This is a genomic window from Halorhabdus sp. CBA1104 (assembly GCF_009690625.1).
Classification (GTDB): domain Archaea; phylum Halobacteriota; class Halobacteria; order Halobacteriales; family Haloarculaceae; genus Halorhabdus.
Genome location: NZ_CP033878.1, coordinates 2,215,127 through 2,233,277, shown reverse-complemented (window position 1 = coordinate 2,233,277; position 18,151 = coordinate 2,215,127). Strand labels below are relative to the sequence as shown.

Sequence of the window (18,151 nt, the reverse complement as noted above, 5' to 3'; positions counted from 1 at the left end):
CCCCAGAGTGGGCCAACGATGCCAGCAGAGCACGACCAGCGAGAACGTGGGTTCGACCACACTCAGATCGAACCCGCCTGGCAGGAAGCGTGGGACGAGGCGGACGTGTTCCGCATCCCCGACGACGCCGAGGACCCGGCGTACGTCCTGGCGATGTTCCCCTACACGTCGGGGAATCTCCACATGGGCCACGTCCGGAATTACACGATTACCGACGCCTTCGCCCGCTTCGAGCGGATGCGCGGCGAAGACGTCCTCCATCCGATGGGGTGGGACTCGTTTGGCCTGCCCGCAGAGAACGCCGCCGAGCAACGAGACACCAATCCGCGAGATTGGACCCTCGATTGCATGGACTCGATGCGTGAACAACTCACACGCATGGGCTTTGGCTACGATTGGGAGCGAGAAGTCGCCACCTGCGACCCTGACTACTACCGCTGGAACCAGTGGCTCTTCCAGCGCTTCCAGGAGGCAGGGCTGGTCGAACGCCAGGCCGCCGAACTGAACTGGTGTCCCTCCTGTGAGACTGTCCTCGCCGACGAGCAAGTCGAAGGCGAGGCAGAGCTGTGCTGGCGGTGTGACACGCCGATCGACCACCGCGAGATGGACCAGTGGTTCCTGACGATCACTGACTACGCCGAGGAACTACTCTCTGGCCTGGACGACCTTGAGGGCTGGCCGAACAACGTCCGGGAGATGCAGCGCAACTGGATCGGCAAGCAGGAGGGCGCAAGCGTCGCCTTCGAAATCGACGGCTACGGCGCGGTGGATATCTTCACGACGCGACTCGACACGATCTACGGCGCAACTTACTTCTCGTTGGCGCCTGGTCACCCCGTCGCCCAGGAAATCGCCGAATCCAACGACGAGGTTGCCGAGTACATCGAGATGGCCGAGCAGGCCGACGAGGACGACCTCGACGTCACCTCGGGCGTGTTCACGGGCGAATACGCGATCAACCCCGCCACGGGCGCGGAGATTCCGGTCTACGTCGCCGACTACGTGCTGACGGACGTCGGGACGGGTGCGCTCTATGCCGTCCCCGGCCACGACGACCGCGACCACGAGTTCGCGACGGCCCACGACATCCCGATCCAGCAGGTCGTCGAACCAGTCGAGGCTGCCGAGGCTGATCCCGAGGCTATCGACGTTCAGGAAGCGGCCTACACCGAGGACGGCGTGCTGATAAACAGCGGCGAGTTCGATGGACTGGAAAGTGAGGAGGCCCGCGACCGGTTCGTCGCCGAGTTCGACGGCGAGCACCGAACCGAGTACAACCTGCGAGACTGGGGCATCTCCCGGCAGCGCTACTGGGGCACGCCGATCCCGATGGTGTGGTGTGATGACTGTGGCGCGGTACCTGTCCCAGAAGAGGACCTCCCGGTCGAACTCCCGGAGTTCGTCCACACGACCGGCAACCCACTCGACGCCACAGAGGACTGGAAGCACGTCGCGTGTCCCGACTGTGGGGGAGATGCCGTCCGGGAGACCGACACGATGGACACCTTCATCGGGTCGTCGTGGTACTTCCTGCGATACGTTTCGCCGGGCTTGGAGGATGCCCCCTTCGACACCGAGCGTGCCACAGAGTGGATGCCCGTCGATCAGTACGTCGGCGGGATCGAACACGCCGTGATGCACTTGCTGTACGCCCGCTTTTTCACGAAGGTCCTCGACGATATCGACCTGCTCGATGGCGTCCGCGAACCGTTCGAGAACCTGACCAACCAGGGGATGGTGCTGGGCGAAGACGGCCTCAAGATGTCCAAAAGCCGCGACAATGGTGTCTCCCCCCAGCGGATCATCGACGAGTACGGGGCCGACACGGCTCGGCTGTTCATCATGGAGGCCGCCCAGCCCGAGAAGGAGTTCGCCTGGAGCGGGGAGGGCGTTCGCTCGGCCCATGACTTCCTGCAGAGCCTCTACGAACTCGCCAGTGCGTATTCGAGCGGGGCTGTCGAGACGACCACCACAGGCGACGGCGATATCGCCGCGTACGTCGCCCGCGAGATCGAGGCGACGGCCGCAAGCGCCACGGACGAATACGAAGACTTCCGGTTCAACCACGCTCTACAGGCGGTCCGGGAACTCGTCTCGCTGCTCCGGCGCTACCGGGAGGTCACGGCCGTCGATCCCGAGACCTTCGAGGACGGACTGATCACGGCGACGAAGTTGCTCGCGCCGGTCGCCCCGCACGTCGGCGAGGAGATCTGGGCCGAACTCGGCAACGATGGGCTGCTCGCCGAAGCCGACTGGCCGGATGCCCAAGCGCCCGAAGGCTACGACCTCGAAGGCCGCCTCATCGAGGGCACTCGCGAGGACGTTCGAGATATCGTCGAGACGGTCGGAATCGAGGATCCCGCGGCGATCACCCTCGCCGTCGCGCCCGCGTGGAAACACGACGTGGCGGACATCGCTCGCGAGGCCGACAACGTGGTGCCGGCGGTCATGCAAAACGAGGACCTCCAGCAACACGGCGAGGCTGCAGCGGACTTCGCGAAGGACCTGGCGGCTCGCGGCCACGTCGAAACGTTCCTCTCCCCCGAGCGCGAGCAGGCGGCACTCGAACGGGCCGCCTGGCTGATCGAACGCGAATTCGAGGCTAGCGTGACGGTGCTGGCTGCCGAAGATGCGCCCGACGACCTCGCCGGGGCGGCCGAACCCGGTCGGCCGGCGATCGACATCGCTGAATAATCACAGACGGGTGGCCTTCACGCAGAGGAACACTGGTTCGTTGGATTCGGTTTCGTAGCGCTCCGGCCGCCGTTCTTCGAAGGCTGCGGTCGGCTGTGGTTCGCAGACTGCATCCAGCCGAAATCCGGCCTCCAACAGTGGGTCGATGATCGCTTCGAACGGCCGTCTGTCGTACGGAACGTCCACGGCCCACTCGTGGGTCTGTTCTTCGACCGCGTAGTACGTCGATGACTCGTCCGCCTGGAAGGTGTCCAGCGGATGCATCACGGAGAAGACGAGAAAGCCACCGGATTCGAGGAGCCGTGCAAACTCCGAGAGTGGGGTTTTCCACCGTTCGACGTAGCCGAGTGCGAGGGAGCTAACGATACCGTCGAAGTCGTCGTCGTCCGCAAACGTGAGTGCGTCGCCGAGGTCCCCACGCGTCGAGGGCATCTCGCTGGTCGACAGTCTCACCGGCAATTTCGAGTCTGCTGAACCCGCGGGCGACGTAGATATCGAGAGCGCGGCGGACGCGGCGGCCGAGGCCGACGTCGCCGTCGTCTTCGCTCGTGACGTCGCGACCGAAGCCCTCGATCGGGAGTCACTCGCACTGCCCGATCGCCAGGACGAACTGATCGAGGCCGTCGCCGAGGCCAACGACCGGACGGTCGTCGTGCTCAACACGAGCGGGCCGGTTGAGACGCCCTGGCGCGATGCGGTGGCGGCCATCGTCGAGAACTGGTACCCCGGCCAGGCCCACGGCGAGGCCATCGCTGCGGTCCTGTACGGCGACCGGGATCCCGCCGGCCGACTCCCGGTCACCTTTGCATCCGAGGGAACGTACCCGACCGCCGACGAACAGCGGTTCCCGGGCGTCGACGGGAACGCCCACTACGAGGAGGGGGTCTTCGTCGGCTACCGCCACTTCGACGCCGCCGACGCCGAGCCGACGTTCCCCTTTGGCGACGGCCACTCCTATGCGGACTTCGAGTACGTCGAGGCGACGCTCGCGGGCGACACGCTCACAGTCACCGTCGAGAACGTCGCCGAGCGAGCGGGCACCGAACTCGTCCAGGCCTACGTTCGCCCGCCGACTGTCGCGGGCGTCGACCGCCCCGAACGGGAACTCGGTGGCTTCGCGGCCATCGATCTGGACGCTGGAGAGCGAACGACCGTCACGATCGACCTCGACGACCGCGCATTCGCCCGGGACGACGAGGGGGCGGGCTGGACGGTCGATTCCGGCGAGTACGTGATCGAAGTCGCTCGCTCCTCGCGGGACGTTCGGACGGAACTGACGACCGAGCGATAGTGGACTGTTGGGCCTGGACTCGGCGACGGACTGCCGGCGGCGCGTGTTTTATACCCTCTCTCCGAGTACGAACCACCATGAGCACGTCCAATGGGGACTCCGAGTCTGTCGTCGAGACGCTCCGGACGGTGACGCCTCTCTCGACGGACAGTCCCGATACTCAGATGAATTTCTTCGGCTACATGGTCGCTGCCCCAATTTTCGTCATTTTGCTCCCGCTGTTGCCGTTCGTCGTCGCGGGATGGCTCGTTTCGAAGGGGCTCGGTGCACTCCGGGGGAGTTGAGACGACCGCAAACCTGTTCGGACTGTTGGGCGAGCAGTCAGGACGTGGTGTCGACCAACCGATAGTCCTCGCCGAGCCCCGCGGCCTGTGCACTCTCGTAGGCCACGTGGCTCGCTGCGACGTCCTGGATTGCAAGCCCGGTCGAGTCGAAGACGGTCACGCCGGTGGCTTCCGTCCGGCCGGGAACTTCCCCGGCGACGACGGCCCCGAGTTCGGCCCCAATGTCGTCGTCGGTCAGGACGCCCTCGCTGTAGGGGACGTTGAGTTCCCCGGAGTGAACACACTGCTCGTAATCGTCGATGACGAGCCGGGCGTCTTCGAGGACGGCGTCGGCGATCTCGTGTTTTCCGGCTGCGTCGGCCCCCATGGCGTTGACGTGGGTCCGCTCGCCGACTGCCATGACGATCGGGTCCCTGACGGGCGTGATCGTCGACACCACGTCGCAGGCGGCCGCTTCGTCGATCGTCCCCTCGCGCACGTCGAAGCGATCCCCAAACCGATCCAGAAACGCCTCGACGGCAGCGCGATCGGTGTCGGCGACGATCACGGTCTCGATGTCTCTGACTGTCGCGATGGCCGCGAGTTGCGTGTATGCCTGTTGTCCCGCACCGACGAGGCCGAGCGACGACGCGTCCTCGCGAGCGAGGTACTTCGTGGCGACGGCCGCTGCTGCGCCGGTCCGCAAGCGCGTGATCGTCGTCCCATCCAGGATCGCCAGCGGGAATCCGGTCTCGGGGTCGGTGTAGACGATCGTCCCCATGACCGTCGGCAGGTCGTGGTCGGCGGGGTTGTCGGGGTGGACGTTGACCCACTTGACGGCCGCCCCCTCGAACTCGCCCGTATCCAGATAGGCCGGCATCGATCGGAAGTCCCCGCCATACTGGGGTAGATCGACGTAGGATTTGGCGGGCATCTGGGCGTTCCCGCTGGCCTCGGCGACGAAGGCCGCCTCGACGGCGTCGACCACGTCGCCGATCTCGATTACACTCTTCACTGCTTCGGGGCCGAGCAGGACCGTCTCCATGGGTAAGTATGACTAGCCTGCGTACTTAAGCAGTGGTCCGGTTGTCGCCGTAGATCGGCTACAGGTGGCCCACGCAGTCTCGTCACTGGGCTCTCAGCGCTCGGGATGGGTCGGCGCGTCGAACCCGCCCCGGACCAGCGGTTTCGCGATGTGGCGGCGAGCGACCGGTGGGACCTCGTACCAGCCGACTTCGAGGTCCCGATCGAGGCGACGCTCCGTTTTGCCGTCCCTGCTCGTCGTACAATCCCGGCAGCGATACCCCTGGTCGCGGCCGGCACTCTCCATCGATCGGCCACAACTCGGGCAGGTGGGGGTGACCAGTTCGGTCTTTTCGAGGTCTCGGACGGCGAATTTCTCCAGTTTGAGCGTTCCGTCGGCGACTTCTCCACAGGCTGTGATCCGATCGCCAACCCGGAGGTTCCGAACCCGGTCCCGGAAGCGCTTGGTCGGCTCGAAGGCCGCACACTGGAGTTGCTCACTGCTGTCATCGCCCGCGACTTCGAGAAAGACGTGCCCGCCTTCCCGCGTTTCCGGGGCCGTCTCGACGGTGCCCGTCACGCGATAGGCGCGCCCGTCTGTTACCGTCCCGAGGCTCCCTGCTTGCAGGTGGGCGTCGGTTCCCTGATTCGTCACGAACAGCGAGCGGCGTTCGACTGGCTCGCTCTCGATCGACTCGGCGACGTCCTCGACGACAGCGCGATCGTCACCACGGATGCCATGGAGGATCGGCCCGGGGGTGTGGGGGACACAAACGAGGTCGCCCTCGACGCGATCGACGGTGTCCCAGGCGTCGGGATAGGCCCGGTCGGCGGCCCCAAAGACCGACTCGGCGTCGACGTCTCGGGGCGTGCCGCGACGGGCCGGTTCGCGGTAGGAGATACACTCGTCGGTCCACTCATCGTGGGCCTGCCAGGCACCGACGGCAGCGAGGGCGCCGATCAGGCCACGCCCGTTGCCACCCTCGCGAGTCTCGTACCCGTAGTCGCCGATCTGTTCGCGAGCGTCCGCTATCGTGTGATGGCTTCGGACGGCCCCGCGAGAAAATTCGACGACCCTTTCGGGGACCGCGTCCGGATCGTCCGGTGTGACGACGACGCCGGGATTCGTCCGCGGATCGGCACTCGCCACGAGATCGAGGTCGGTTTCGACGGCCTCCAGCGCGGCGGCAGGTGGGGCCGACGTGTGAATCGCCAGCGCGGCGTTCCCGCGGGTTTTGTGCTCGACGGCCGGGTTGAGACGCACGAGGAGGCGCCGCTTGACAGGCCAGTCACTGGCCAGCCGATCGGCGACCCGTGCGGCGAGATACGTCGTGCACATCCCGCGCTGTCGGGAGTCCGTGTCGTCGATCCCGATGACCGTCACAGCGGGTCCTATCCGGGCGGGCGACTAACGGGTTTCGACAGGGATCGAACCGATACATATTTGAAACAACAGTTCGCCCGGGTTAGCCGAATCGACAGAAGGCGGTATATCGGACGGCACAACGCATTTATAGAACGATCTCCATACCTTTAGGTAGCGATACCTATGTCACGATCGGCACTGGTCAGTAACGTCACAGCCATGCTCGAGGACGCGGGCTTCCTCGTCAGCGACCGGTGTGCGATCCGACCGAAGAGTTTCGACATCGCGGCCCGCCGTGGGAAGGACACCGTTCTGGTGAAGATCCTCGGTAATATCGACGCCTTCGACGCCCAGACGGGCGCGGAGATGCGACGCCTCGGGGAGTATCTGGAGGCGACCCCGATGGTGATCGGGCTCCGGACGCGTGACGAGGAACTCAAGCCCGGCGTGGTGTACTTCCGGCACGGCGTGCCCGTGTTGAGCCCGGATACGGCGATGGATCTGTTCGTCGAGGAAGTCCCGCCGCTGATCTACGCCGCACCCGGCGGCCTCTACGTCAACATCGACAGTGACGTCTTGGCCGACGCACGCAGAGACGAAGAGATGAGCCTCGGAAAACTCGCCAACGAACTCGGCGTCTCCCGACGGACCGTCTCGAAGTACGAGGACGGCATGGACGCGTCCGTCGAGGTCGCAGCCGAACTCGAAGATCTCTTCGACGAGCCGCTGACCTCGCCGGTGGCGGTCTTGGAGGGGGCCGAGGACGTTCGCGACACGGAGCCAATGCCCGACGAACCCGAGGTCGAAAGCGAAGACGAACTCGTCATGACGGTCCTGACCCGGGTCGGGTTCGACGTGCACCCGACCACGCGCGCGCCGTTCAAGACGGTCAGTGAGAACGACCGCCGGCGCGACCGGGTGCTGACTGGTCATTCGGAGCTGACCGAAACGGCCGAAAAACGCGCCCGGATCATGTCCTCGGTCGGTCGCGTGACCGAGACACGCGCGGTCTACGTCGTCGACCGGGCGACCCGAGAGGCCGTCGACGGGACGGCTCTCCTCGAAGAGGCCGAACTCGAAGACATCGAAGACGCCGACGAACTCCGCGATCTGATCCGTGAGCGCGGCGAAGAACCGGCCTGACCGGGCCAGTGAGGCTACCGGTCGAAACCGGAACGCACTACTCACTGCTTCTCCCAGAGCATCCTATGACAACGGAGCTGACGGTCTACGACGACCGTCTCGCCCGCCAGATGGACAGCGGCGAGTTCGTCCTCGCCGTCGTGACAGCTACCAAACCTGATTTCTACAAACAGGCCCCTGTCGTCACGGCCGCCCGCGAACACGGGATGCCCTGTTTTGTCCTCCACACCGGCCAGCACTACGACGATGTGCTTGGCCACGGTCTCGCCGAGTACGGCATCGAGGACCGCGTTGCCGTCGATCTGGGCATCCGTGGGAGTCTCTCGGAGAAGACTGCCCAGGTCCATCGCCGCATCGACGCTCTCACCGACCGGCTGGCCGAGCAATGGCCCGAGACGACGGTCTTACCGATCGTCCACGGCGACACCCACGCTGCCGGCATCGTCCCTCAGGCGTGGCTCTTTGCCACCAATCAGGCCGTCGCCCACAACGAGGCTGGCCTCCGCGGGATGTCTCCCGACTACGACGATTACGACGATATCGCCGCATTCATCGAACGCCAGTGGAACGGCGAGTGGTCGATCAACCGTGCCGAACCGTTCCCCGAACAGTACGACACCTTCGTCGGCTCGGCTGGGTCGATCTATCAGTTCGCCCCTGTCGAACTCAACCGCGAACACCTCGAAAACGAAGGGTATCCGGCTGAAGTCGACGGCCAAGAGCGGATCCCGGTCGTCGGCAACAGCGTCGTCGACGCCATCGAGATGAAAGCCGATGCCGACCTCGAAGAGAGTATCTTCGACATCTACCCCGTTCTGGAGGAACGTGACGACTGGCTCCGTGTGGACATCCACCGCCGGGCGAACCTCTTGCCCGATCGCTTCGAGGCGATCGTCGAGGGCGTCATCGGCCTGGTCGAGGCTGGCTACAACGTCAACTTCGCCGAACTGCACGCGACCGAACAGGCCCTCAAAGAGTACGGCTACCGCGAGAAACTGCTCGAACTCGACGAGAATCGGGAGAACTTCCTCTTTACCGGGCTCTGGAAGAAACACGCTCACGTCTATGAGTTTCTCACCTCCGGGCAGTGTTTCGCGGAGTTCACCGACTCAGGAAGCATGCAGGAGGAACTCAACTACATCGACGAGGCGGCCTGTCTGACGGCGCGGTTCAACACCGACCGACCCGAGACGGTCTTCGACGCCCAAACGAACCTGCTGGTCCCACCGATCGACGGCGAGTACGTCACGGACATGATCGAGTACGTCGCCGAGACTGACGCCGTCCGCGAGGAGATCGCGACCGGGCCGAACCTCTACGGTGGTGACGTCGGCGAGACGATCGTCGACTATCTCGAAGACAAACGGGACACAGCCCCCTTCGACTGGGCGCACGAACGCGTCGGCTTTTCGACGAGCGACCAGGACTTCGAGTACCTCTGAGACGGACCGAGCGCGTCGACGACCGCCCTCGAAACGCCACCTGGGTTGGAAACTGACTTGTTCTCTGCCTGCAGTCCAGTGACTATGCGACCGTTCTTTGCCCTCGCCGTCGCGATCGCCTCGGAAATACTGGGTACGACCGCGCTGAAACTCTCTGACGGCTTCACGAATCCACTCCCGGTCGTCGCAGTCGTCGCTGGGTACAGCGCCTCGTTTTATTTCCTCTCGATAGCGCTGGAAGCGCTCCCGATCGGCCAAGTCTACGCGATCTGGGCGGCCGTCGGTATCGTCGGGACCGCGACGGTCGGCGTTGCCTACTTCGGGGAATCCCTCGATGCGACCGCCGTTGCCGGGCTGGCACTGGTCGTCGCCGGAGTCGCGCTGCTGACGCGTTCCGATGCGTACGCGGCCGCCCACTGAGTCGACTACGACCCTCTCTACAGAAAGACTCGGACGAACCCTCCCTTACGCGCCGCTGCCGTAGGTCTCTTCGAGATACTCGACGATATCGTCGCTCTCGGGCATCCCTTCGATGCCGTTGTCGTTGTCGACCAAAACGGGGACTCCTGTCTGGCCGCTGACTGCCTTTACTTCCTCGCGGGCGCTCTTGCTGGATGGGACCTTGTGTGACTCGTACTCCAGTCCGAGCTCGTCGAGTTTCTTCGTGACTTTCGCACAGTACGGACAGCCCTGCAGTTCGTACAGTTCGAGGTCTGCCATCGCCGATCGATATGGGATCGACTCAAAAGAGTCCGGCGGTCGTCCCAATCAGTGTTCAGCTGGCGGCGTCACAGCCCGTAGCGAAATCGGGAATGGCGATCAGAACGCCACGAACTCCCCGTCGATCAGGAAGAAGAACACGTAGTAGACGATCAACACGAGCGCGAGAACCCACTGGCCCAGCTTGACGTCTTCGCGTTCACCGGTCGCGGTCTTGATCAGCGGGTAGCTGCTGATCCCGGCTGCGAGCCCGTTGGCGATCGAGGTGGTCAACGGCATCACGGTGATCGTGAGGCCACTCGAAATTGCCCAGGCGGGGTCGTTCCAGTCGATGTCAGCCACGCCCTGGAGCATAATGATCCCGACGACGACGAGTGCGATGTACGTCGCGTATTGTGGGATGAGCGAGATCAGTGGGACGACCAAAAGCGAGACAAGGAACAGGATACCGACGACGAGCGCGGTGAACCCGGTGCGGCCCCCCTCTTCGATTCCCGTCGAGGATTCGATGTAGGTCGTCACTGTCGACGTTCCCATCATCGAGCCCACTGTCGTGCCAATTGCGTCGGCCATGAGTGGCTTGTCCATCTCGGGCAGATTGCCGTCTTCATCGAGGAATCCGGCGATGCCGGAGACGCCGATCAGTGTGCCGGCGGTGTCGAAGAAGTCGACGACGAAGAACGTGAACACGACGAGTACGAAGATGGCGGGATCCTCAGCAATCTGTCCCAGCCCATCGATGAACCCCTCGACTAGCGGGAGGAAATTGTACTGGGTGTCCAGTAGATAGTCGACCGCCCCCTGACTCTGCAACTCGGTGTAGCCCGGTGGCGCGAACGTATCCTCTCCGCCCGACGCCAACAGTGTCAGCAGCCAGCCGAAGACGGCTGTCGACGCGATGCCGATGATGATCGAGCCGTTCGTCCCGCGGGCGTACAGGAACAGCGTCAGTGCAAGCCCAGCCACCGCAAGGACGGCTACTGGGTCCTCAATGAAGTTCCCGAGCGTCGCGACGGTTGCCTGGTCGGCCACGACGACGCCCATCTCCTGAAGGCCCAGAAATAGCAGGAAGACACCGATCCCGGCTCCGACTGCGCGTTTGACCGGCTCGGGGAAGAGTTTGATTACGTACTTGCGTGCCCCGATAGCAGTGAGCGCGATGAAGACGACCCCCTCGACGAAGACCGCAGCCAGCGCGACCTGCCAGGGGACGCCCAATCCGAGCACGACAGTGAACGCGAAAAAGGCGTTGAGTCCCATCCCCGGTGCCAGCCCGAACGGCCGCTTTGCATACAGCGCCATGACGGCGGTCGCGACGACCGATGCGAGGATCGTCACGACTGACAGTGCCTGCAGGACCTGCTCTTGGCCCCAGCCCGCCGGCGGATCGGTCATGATTGCCGGCCCGATGATCGTCGGATTGACCACGACGATGTAGGCCATCGCCAGGAACGTCGTCGCTCCGGCGAGGGCCTCGGTACTGAAATCCGTGTCGTGGGCGTCGAACTCGAAGTACTCTGCGATCGTGTCGGTTAGCGCCATGTATCCACCACGATCGACCAACTTGCACAGAGGGACTTAATCGTTTAGTTATCTACGCCCAAAGTATACAAGAACGTGTATATCACTCGGCGAGTGACGTGAACGCGACGACGGGGGCATCGGCCCGGTTTCGTACCGATTCGATCCCGTCGTCACCGACGGCGATGAGCGTGATCACGGCTGTGACGGTGACACCGGCCTTTTCGGTGAGTTCCAGCAACAGCTGTTGGGTGTTGCCCGAGCGAACGAAGTCGTCGACGACGATCACTTCGTCACCGCGATCGAGCGCATCGGCGGGCAGCGAGTAGGTGATCTCGATGCCCGGTGTGACCCGCTGGCGGGCCTCGACGAATTCGGGGACGGCAGTCTCGCGGGACTTCTTTGCGTAGACGGCGGGCACGTCGAACTGTCTCGCCATTGCGCTGGCAAACGTGATCCCGTCGGTGGCTGCAGTCAGGACGGCATCGGGCGCGGTGAGACCCTCGGACTCGACGGCGACGCCGGCCACCAGGTCCAGTAGTGTCTGATCGAAGACAACCGCGGTGTTGTCGACGTAGCCGTCCTCGTCTCGGTCGATCCGCGCTTCGATCTCACCGGCGAGGACGTCCGGGCCAACCTCCCCGACGATTCGCCGGGCGCGTTCGACGCCTGGGAGGACGTGGCCGTTGACGTAACGGTTGAGATCGCCCGCCGACAGACCTGTCTCGTCGGCGAGGGTGTCGTACGTACGGGTCGCTTTCAGCTCTCGGAGCATGGAGACGGCCCGCAACTGGAGGGCTGCCTTCTCGTCTCGTCTCATACGCACCCATTGTCACGTCACGAACGTGAATATTTCGGATGGGAAGAACGGAGATCTATACACTTTCGTGGGGTCGGACGCACTCTCACTCGTCGTCTCGCTCGGCCAGTAGCTCCTCGGCAGTCACCAGTGACTCAAGTTCGACGTCTCTTTTGGCGAGGTTCTCGGCAGCACCCGCCTGGCGATCGACGACGACCAGCACGCGATCGACGACGGCCCCCGCCTCGCGCAGTGCCTCGACGGCCTCGACAGCGCTCTGGCCGGTGGTGGCGATATCTTCGAGGACGACGACTTCCTCACCGGCTTCGAGGTCGCCCTCGATCAAGTTCCCCGTTCCGTACTCCTTGCGCTGTTTCCGCACGATGACGTACGGGCTTTCGGTTTCGACGCTCGTGACCGCGACCAGTGGGACCGCACCGAGGGCGACCCCGGCGAGTGTCGTCTCGTCCAGTCGCCGGGCGAACGCCTCGGCGATCGCCCCCAGACAGTCGGGACTGGTCTCGAAGACGTACTTATCGACGTAGTAGTCGCTGGTGCCGCCGTGTGAGAGTTCGAACTCGCCGTACTGTACGGCGTCTGCTGCCCTGAGCGCGTCGATGAGGTCCTGGTTTGCCATGTGCTCGAATCCGCAAGCGGAGAGGTATAATAGCCATCGGAATCGGTGCGCTCGGTCGCTGCTTCGCTATCGCTCCGGGTGGGCGTCGAGGGCCTCGCCGAGCGTCTCGCGTGCGGGCCGTACGGTCGCCAGCTCGTCTTCGACGGCCCCACTTTCGAGCCGTTCGCGTTCGTCGTCGTCGAGTTGCTCTCTGGCACGGACACTCTCCCGCAGGCGCTCGTAGTCGACTGTCTCTGGTAGTTCCCGGATTGTCCGCAGTTTGGTCACCGTCCCGTCGGGGGCAAACTTGCCGACGACCGGGATGAGTTCCCGACACCGCCACCACAGCGTCTCCGGATCCGGCGGGGGCCAACTCACTGTCAGGGGCTCGGCGTCGAGCCGGCGGAGGTACGTCTGGTGGGTAGCGACGTTGCGTTTCAGTTCGCGGGCATCGGGGACGTAGTGCTGTAGTTTCGAGATCGAGTACTCGGCGTATTCGAGCAGCGTCGGAATCGATTCCGTCCCGGCCTCGCTATCGGTGACGTAGGTCGCCAGATCGGTCGGGGGCTGTCTGTATTCGACCAACGGATCGGTCTTGGTCGCCTCGACGAACGCCAGCACGTCGCGGGTCGATCGATCGCGTTTGAACGTCTCGAAGGCCTCACTGACGGAGCGATTGTACTGCTCGATCGGCTCCCGCAGTTGCTCGACCGGGGCATTCAAGTCCGCATCGCCCAGCGCCAGCAGCGACTCCAGGTCGTCGATTTGTCGAGCCAGTTCGCGTTCGCGGGCGGCGACGTCGTGGCGCGCTTCCCGATACTGGTCGCGGGCACGCTCTCGCTCGTCTAACCGTTCGACGAGCGTCGCGATCGGCTGGAGTGCATCCCGTGCCGCCTCGAAGTCCGACTGCTTGACCCACCGCTGGTGCATCTGCTCGTCGACCGCCTCGAAGGCGTCGTAGTGATCTATGTCCTCGGGTAATCGCTCGATGAATCGACCGACCTTCTCCTGAAATTCGATGAACGCCTCCATGTCGACGTCCGTCTCACCGTCACTGGTCGCCTGTTCCTCGTAGCGATCCAGCAATCCCGCAATCTCGTCGTAATACTCCCTGAGTTGCACGAGTCGGTCTTCTCCGGCCTCTTCGACCCGCTTGCACGCCTGCTCGTAAGCTGTCGCTGTCCGTTCTAGCTCGGCCACCAGTGCCTCGGCGTCGGCCTGGACGTCCTCGACCGCCGAGACGTCTGCGTGCTCGCTCATGGATTCACTCGTAGACGGCTTCGGGGTCGAAAACTTGCTCGCCGACGACTTCGCCGTCGATCGTCCGGTGGAAACAGGACCGATACCCCGTGTGGCAGGCTCCACCCTCCTGGTCGATCAGATACAGCAGGGCGTCGCCGTCACAGTCGACACGGATCTCCTCGACGTGCTGGATGTGGCCGCTCGATTCCCCCTTCTGCCAGAGTTCGTCGCGACTCCGCGAGTAGTAGTGTGCCAGCCCGGTCTCGCGCGTTCGCTCCAGAGCGTCCCGTGTCACGTACGCGAGCATGAGGACGTCGCCCGTCTCGGCGTCTTGGGCCACTGCCGGGAGATACGTTTGCTCCTCGAAGGCGAGATCGACCTCGGCGCCAGTCATATCTTCCCAGTCGGAGGTGTCCCCGCATAGGCCTTTTGTCGCGATCGAAGCTGTCGCTGCAGACACCTTTTGTCGCGATGGCCCGACTGTGAGCCTCGCTTCTGCCGATGGCGGACAACTCACCGGCCCAGCCGGTCCCGAAAACGAGTCCACTGATGGCGAGGCTCGTCCGGATGGGCACGTCCACCCACAGCGAGCCGCCCGATCACCCACGTTTCACTGTCGACTCAAACCGCGCCCAGCCCGACCAGCGAGAGCAACCAGACGAGGATGTCCCCGGCCGTCAGGCTGACCAGCAGGCCACCGAACATCGGGACGAGGAACGGGATCCCCGGTGTGATCCAGACGGTTTCGGCCGACGCGAGGACATCCAGCCCTTCCCGAAGCCCCTCGGGCGTCGTCCCATAGGCCGTGCTGTCGATATCGTCCAGAAACGCCTGGGCTCCCCAGGGGTCGTCGAACTCCCCGCCGTCCGGGAGCGCCACACGGTCCTCGCCGACTGGAATCGACCCATCACCGGGCGGGTTCGGATCGGCCGGGAGCGACTCGGGATCGCGATACGCTTCTGGGTCGGCCCGGAGGTCAGAGAGCGAACACCTACGCCAGCGCAGGTACATCCGTAGGGCATCGAGATCGAGCCCCCGGCGAGTGAAGCCAGCGGGTGTCTCCAGGAGTCGGCCGTACTCCTCGATCGCACGCTCGGCCGAGATCGGTCGCCCGATGAACATCGCCTTGCCGAGGTGGCCGCCCAGGGCGTTCCGACCGGCGAGTGCGAGCGGGTACGCCAGGCCGACGAGCACGGCGTTCGAGAGGATCGTCAGCGAGAACACACCCAGCGTCGGTTCGAGTGCCGGCAGGACGAACCCGTCGAACAGGTAGGTCGGATAGGTCGGAAAGAGGATCGCCAAGACGATCAGCGCCTTGGCGTCAGCGCCGCCAAATCCGCCGAACCACCAGAATGCGTAGGCGAAGGGGACCAACAGGCCGAGGCTGATCGCCACGCGGAGGACGAACAGCCCGGGGTCCGCGAACTGAATTGTATTGCCGGTCCAGACCAGCCACCCGTCCCAGGCCAGCAAGACGACTCCAAGCACGCCAAGTGGGAGCCACGTTCGGTTCGGCACTCGCCGCGTTCGCACGTCCCGCCAGGCAGCCCAGCCGAGGACGGGCACGACGACGAGCCTGAGCAGGTCCGGAAGCGTCGCGTTCACAGTCGCATCTCTCGTGGCCGGGAGTTAGCCCTTGTGGAAGCACTCATCCCCTATCGTCTCTCCCGAGCGACTGCTGTCTCTACGACTGGTCGGGTTCCCAACGACGAAAGAGTGGGCCGCGTTAGATGACGCGGTTCTCTTTACCCCGTATTTACATACTCTAACGTTCCGTTGTTCCAACTACCGTAGTTTGAGCTACGATAGTTTGAGCTACGCTATCTGCACGTTTTATGTGCTGGTGGTTCAAAGGTGGGGTATGCCTGCGTTCGTGAACCGAGAACAAGAACTCGACAGACTCCACGATTTATACGACAGTGACTCTGCGGAGTTGAGCGTCGTCTACGGACGTCGGCGGATGGGCAAGACAGCGCTCGTTGTCAAATCCATCGAAAACCGTGACGACGCGGTGTACCATCAAGCTGCACACGGGACAACGGAGCAGCAACTCGACTCCTTCATCGCTGATGCTGCAACGGTGTTCCCGGGAGTCAACCGGATTCGGAAAGACTGGGAGAATGTTCTCACGTACCTCGCTGAACAGGATGCGATCGTAATCCTCGACGAGTTCCCGTACCTCGTGGACGAAAACGAAGCGCTCCCGTCCCTTATCCAGCGGATCTGGGATCACGAAGTCGCTGATACGGCTACGACCTTCGTGTTGACTGGCTCGGCGATCGGGATGATACACAAAATCGCGCTCGACGGGAGTTCACCGCTGTACGGTCGCATCTCGAAACGGCCGAACGGAAAACTCGAAATCGGCCCGTTACCGTTCGGTGCCGCGATGGAGTTCTTCCCGAACTACGCGCCGGCTGAGCAGGTGATCGCGTACGGCGTGTTCGGGGGGACGCCGGAGTACCTCCGTGCTGTGGACGACACGCAGTCACTCCAGGGAAACATTACGGAAACCTTGCTTCTCCGTGATGGCGGCCTCCATGAGGAGCCCGAGGACGTCCTGTACCGGGAACTGGACGAGGTGGATCGGTATTTCGCCGTTCTGAAAGCGGTGGCGGAGGGGAACCACAAGCGAAACGAGATCATCCAGGCTGCTGGTATCAACGCCAACAGCGCGAGTTACTACCTCTCCCGCCTGCGGGAACTCCAGATAATCGAGCAGGAGTACCCAGTCACCGTTGACCCCACCCGGAGTCGGAACAGCCGATATCGAATCCGGGACCAACTGTTCGCGTTCTGGTTCCGGTTCGTGCACGGTCGCTCGTCTCGGTACGAAGTGTTCGGGGCGGATGCATACGACGAACTGGTCGAACCACATCTTCCGGACTTCGTCAGTTCGTCGTTCGAACGACTCTGTCAGCGGGCCGTTCTCTACGAGTACGGAGACGTGTACACGTTCACGGAATCCCCGGGTCGGTGGTGGGACACCGACGGACGCGAGATCGATATCGTGGCCCCGACGAACGGCGACACGCTACTGGTCGGGGAAGCGAAATTCCAGCAGCAACCGATGGGGTACGATGTTCTCGCCCAGCTTGAACAGGAGGCACCCGAAATCGAGTGGTCGCCGACCGACGGCGACGTAAACTACGAGTACGCACTGTTCAGCCGAAGCGGGTTCGTGTCGTCACTGGAGGAAGCAGCCGAGGAGCGGGACGGCCTCGGTCTGTTCACAGTTGACGGCGTCGTTGAAACACTGTCCGAATAGTCCGAACGAAACCCGAAAACACAGATCTGTTCTGAACGCAGTTGGTGCTGAAGAGAAACGGTCAGGAGGGAGCTAGTTCAGGCCGGAAACAGCTGGTCCGAACTGTCGCTACCCCTCGAAGGGACCGCATCTGTGTAACGAGCGTTTTACGCTGTTAATTAGATGACGCGGTTTTGCAGGTAATCGAGGTGCTTTGCGTTGTAGACGATTTTGACCTCGTCGGTGGCCGGCGTGCCGACACAGGTCAGGCGGACGCCTTTGTCTTCGACCTCTTCGTCCGAGAGAATCTGCTGCATGTCCATGTCGATGTCGCCTTCCTTGACGATGGAGGCACAGTTGGCACAGGCACCGGCCCGACACGAGAACGGCCAGTCGTAGCCCTGTGCTTCGGCGGCTTCGAGGACGTACTCGCCCTCGGCGACTTCGACTGTCCCGTAATCCTGGTCGTCGAGACCGGCCCCCTCGGCCTTCTCGAAGAGGTCGTCGTCGTCCATGTCCCATCCTTGGTCGTCCAGTGCTTCGTAGTTGAGGTACTCTACAGTGGGCATCACTGCCAGTGTTCACACCCCTGACTGTTAGACTTTGCTGTTCCGGGAGTCGCTTTCCCGGAAACGCCGGCGAAAATCCCCGGAAAACGGTCGATTGTGCCACTTTCGACCACCTGGTACACGCACCGTCTGGCGTCGCCTTTTATGTCTCTCCATCCGGCCGCACTTCACACCCGCCCTATTGCATCTGTGCCGCTCGCGAGTTGCTCGCGTCT

The 18,151-nt window shown here is 63.5% G+C and carries 17 protein-coding genes and 1 pseudogene; 7 read left to right on the top strand and 11 right to left on the bottom strand.

The features are described 5' to 3' along the window. The first annotated feature begins 18 nt into the window (after positions 1 to 18). Positions 19 to 2,694: a leucine--tRNA ligase gene (gene leuS, locus Hrd1104_RS11265; RefSeq protein WP_154552855.1), complete on the top strand. Its 2,676-nt coding sequence runs from the start codon at positions 19 to 21 to the stop codon at positions 2,692 to 2,694. Here leuS and Hrd1104_RS11260 read toward each other — a convergent pair whose 3' ends face one another. Further along, positions 2,695 to 3,126 (bottom strand): class I SAM-dependent methyltransferase, encoded by a 432-nt coding sequence (locus Hrd1104_RS11260; protein WP_154552854.1) that lies wholly within the window; start codon positions 3,124 to 3,126, stop codon positions 2,695 to 2,697. Here Hrd1104_RS11260 and Hrd1104_RS11255 point away from each other — a divergent pair. Both Hrd1104_RS11255 and Hrd1104_RS11250 read left to right on the top strand, forming a co-directional pair. After that, positions 3,110 to 3,985, top strand: a pseudogene (locus tag Hrd1104_RS11255) (glycoside hydrolase family 3 C-terminal domain-containing protein); the annotation flags it as partial. The gene Hrd1104_RS11260 and the pseudogene Hrd1104_RS11255 overlap by 17 nt on opposite strands. A 77-nt stretch (positions 3,986 to 4,062) precedes the next feature. Further along, positions 4,063 to 4,269, top strand: coding sequence for a hypothetical protein (locus tag Hrd1104_RS11250; protein WP_154552852.1), 207 nt, complete (start codon positions 4,063 to 4,065; stop codon positions 4,267 to 4,269). Positions 4,270 to 4,306: 37 nt separating this feature from the next. Here Hrd1104_RS11250 and Hrd1104_RS11245 read toward each other — a convergent pair whose 3' ends face one another. Further along, a complete protein-coding gene (locus Hrd1104_RS11245; RefSeq protein ID WP_154552851.1) occupies positions 4,307 to 5,293 on the bottom strand; it encodes an ornithine cyclodeaminase family protein in 987 nt (328 codons plus the stop codon). A gap of 93 nt (positions 5,294 to 5,386) precedes the next feature. Beyond that, complete coding sequence (locus tag Hrd1104_RS11240) at positions 5,387 to 6,655, bottom strand: tRNA(Ile)(2)-agmatinylcytidine synthase (protein WP_154552850.1); 1,269 nt, start codon at positions 6,653 to 6,655, stop codon at positions 5,387 to 5,389. A gap of 165 nt (positions 6,656 to 6,820) precedes the next feature. On the opposite strand from Hrd1104_RS11240, the gene Hrd1104_RS11235 reads away from it, so the two are divergent. The 3 genes from Hrd1104_RS11235 (at position 6,821) to Hrd1104_RS11225 (ending at position 9,642) form a co-directional block, all read left to right on the top strand. Beyond that, entirely contained in the window at positions 6,821 to 7,780 is a 960-nt protein-coding gene (locus Hrd1104_RS11235) for a transcriptional regulator (protein ID WP_154552849.1), read from the top strand. A 65-nt stretch (positions 7,781 to 7,845) separates the two neighbouring features. Beyond that, complete coding sequence (locus Hrd1104_RS11230) at positions 7,846 to 9,222, top strand: UDP-N-acetyl glucosamine 2-epimerase (protein WP_154552848.1); 1,377 nt, start codon at positions 7,846 to 7,848, stop codon at positions 9,220 to 9,222. 84 nt (positions 9,223 to 9,306) lie between these two features. Beyond that, positions 9,307 to 9,642 carry a multidrug efflux SMR transporter gene (locus Hrd1104_RS11225; protein WP_154552847.1) on the top strand — a complete coding sequence of 112 codons (336 nt, stop codon included), beginning with the start codon at positions 9,307 to 9,309 and terminating at the stop codon, positions 9,640 to 9,642. Between the two features lie 45 nt (positions 9,643 to 9,687). Here the strand turns inward: Hrd1104_RS11225 and Hrd1104_RS11220 are convergent, their stop codons facing one another. The 7 genes from Hrd1104_RS11220 to Hrd1104_RS11190 form a co-directional block, all read right to left on the bottom strand. Then, positions 9,688 to 9,942 (bottom strand): glutathione S-transferase N-terminal domain-containing protein, encoded by a 255-nt coding sequence (locus tag Hrd1104_RS11220; RefSeq protein ID WP_154552846.1) that lies wholly within the window; start codon positions 9,940 to 9,942, stop codon positions 9,688 to 9,690. Between the two features lie 99 nt (positions 9,943 to 10,041). After that, positions 10,042 to 11,484: an NCS2 family permease gene (locus Hrd1104_RS11215; RefSeq protein WP_154552845.1), complete on the bottom strand. Its 1,443-nt coding sequence runs from the start codon at positions 11,482 to 11,484 to the stop codon at positions 10,042 to 10,044. Between the two features lie 82 nt (positions 11,485 to 11,566). Further along, positions 11,567 to 12,283 (bottom strand): phosphoribosyltransferase family protein, encoded by a 717-nt coding sequence (locus Hrd1104_RS11210; RefSeq protein WP_154552844.1) that lies wholly within the window; start codon positions 12,281 to 12,283, stop codon positions 11,567 to 11,569. A gap of 85 nt (positions 12,284 to 12,368) precedes the next feature. Next, the gene (gene pyrE, locus Hrd1104_RS11205; RefSeq protein WP_154552843.1) at positions 12,369 to 12,899 is read right to left on the bottom strand and encodes an orotate phosphoribosyltransferase; all 531 of its coding nucleotides are present in this window, start codon (positions 12,897 to 12,899) and stop codon (positions 12,369 to 12,371) included. 66 nt (positions 12,900 to 12,965) lie between these two features. Beyond that, positions 12,966 to 14,138, bottom strand: coding sequence for a hypothetical protein (locus Hrd1104_RS11200; RefSeq protein WP_229770472.1), 1,173 nt, complete (start codon positions 14,136 to 14,138; stop codon positions 12,966 to 12,968). Positions 14,139 to 14,142: 4 nt separating this feature from the next. Then, positions 14,143 to 14,514, bottom strand: coding sequence for a phosphoribosyl-AMP cyclohydrolase (hisI, locus tag Hrd1104_RS11195; protein WP_154552842.1), 372 nt, complete (start codon positions 14,512 to 14,514; stop codon positions 14,143 to 14,145). A 227-nt stretch (positions 14,515 to 14,741) separates the two neighbouring features. After that, positions 14,742 to 15,725, bottom strand: a complete 984-nt coding sequence (locus Hrd1104_RS11190) for an A24 family peptidase (protein WP_154552841.1) — start codon at positions 15,723 to 15,725, stop codon at positions 14,742 to 14,744. A gap of 256 nt (positions 15,726 to 15,981) precedes the next feature. Here Hrd1104_RS11190 and Hrd1104_RS11185 point away from each other — a divergent pair, with 256 nt between their 5' ends. After that, positions 15,982 to 17,388, top strand: a complete 1,407-nt coding sequence (locus Hrd1104_RS11185; protein ID WP_154552840.1) for an ATP-binding protein — start codon at positions 15,982 to 15,984, stop codon at positions 17,386 to 17,388. A gap of 158 nt (positions 17,389 to 17,546) precedes the next feature. Here Hrd1104_RS11185 and fer read toward each other — a convergent pair whose 3' ends face one another. After that, entirely contained in the window at positions 17,547 to 17,936 is a 390-nt protein-coding gene (gene fer, locus Hrd1104_RS11180) for a ferredoxin Fer (RefSeq protein WP_154552839.1), read from the bottom strand. Positions 17,937 to 18,151: the final 215 nt, after the last annotated feature.

Coding starts and splice junctions, on each gene's coding strand:
- Hrd1104_RS11260 (WP_154552854.1), bottom strand. CDS start 3,126: ATGCCCTCGACGCGTGGGGACCTCGGCGACGCACTCACGTTTGCGGAC.
- Hrd1104_RS11215 (WP_154552845.1), bottom strand. CDS start 11,484: ATGGCGCTAACCGACACGATCGCAGAGTACTTCGAGTTCGACGCCCAC.
- Hrd1104_RS11220 (WP_154552846.1), bottom strand. CDS start 9,942: ATGGCAGACCTCGAACTGTACGAACTGCAGGGCTGTCCGTACTGTGCG.
- Hrd1104_RS11245 (WP_154552851.1), bottom strand. CDS start 5,293: ATGGAGACGGTCCTGCTCGGCCCCGAAGCAGTGAAGAGTGTAATCGAG.
- fer (WP_154552839.1), bottom strand. CDS start 17,936: ATGCCCACTGTAGAGTACCTCAACTACGAAGCACTGGACGACCAAGGA.
- pyrE (WP_154552843.1), bottom strand. CDS start 12,899: ATGGCAAACCAGGACCTCATCGACGCGCTCAGGGCAGCAGACGCCGTA.
- Hrd1104_RS11230 (WP_154552848.1), top strand. CDS start 7,846: ATGACAACGGAGCTGACGGTCTACGACGACCGTCTCGCCCGCCAGATG.
- Hrd1104_RS11185 (WP_154552840.1), top strand. CDS start 15,982: ATGCCTGCGTTCGTGAACCGAGAACAAGAACTCGACAGACTCCACGAT.
- Hrd1104_RS11250 (WP_154552852.1), top strand. CDS start 4,063: ATGAGCACGTCCAATGGGGACTCCGAGTCTGTCGTCGAGACGCTCCGG.
- Hrd1104_RS11235 (WP_154552849.1), top strand. CDS start 6,821: ATGTCACGATCGGCACTGGTCAGTAACGTCACAGCCATGCTCGAGGAC.
- Hrd1104_RS11210 (WP_154552844.1), bottom strand. CDS start 12,283: ATGAGACGAGACGAGAAGGCAGCCCTCCAGTTGCGGGCCGTCTCCATG.
- leuS (WP_154552855.1), top strand. CDS start 19: ATGCCAGCAGAGCACGACCAGCGAGAACGTGGGTTCGACCACACTCAG.
- Hrd1104_RS11225 (WP_154552847.1), top strand. CDS start 9,307: ATGCGACCGTTCTTTGCCCTCGCCGTCGCGATCGCCTCGGAAATACTG.
- hisI (WP_154552842.1), bottom strand. CDS start 14,514: ATGACTGGCGCCGAGGTCGATCTCGCCTTCGAGGAGCAAACGTATCTC.
- Hrd1104_RS11200 (WP_229770472.1), bottom strand. CDS start 14,138: ATGAGCGAGCACGCAGACGTCTCGGCGGTCGAGGACGTCCAGGCCGAC.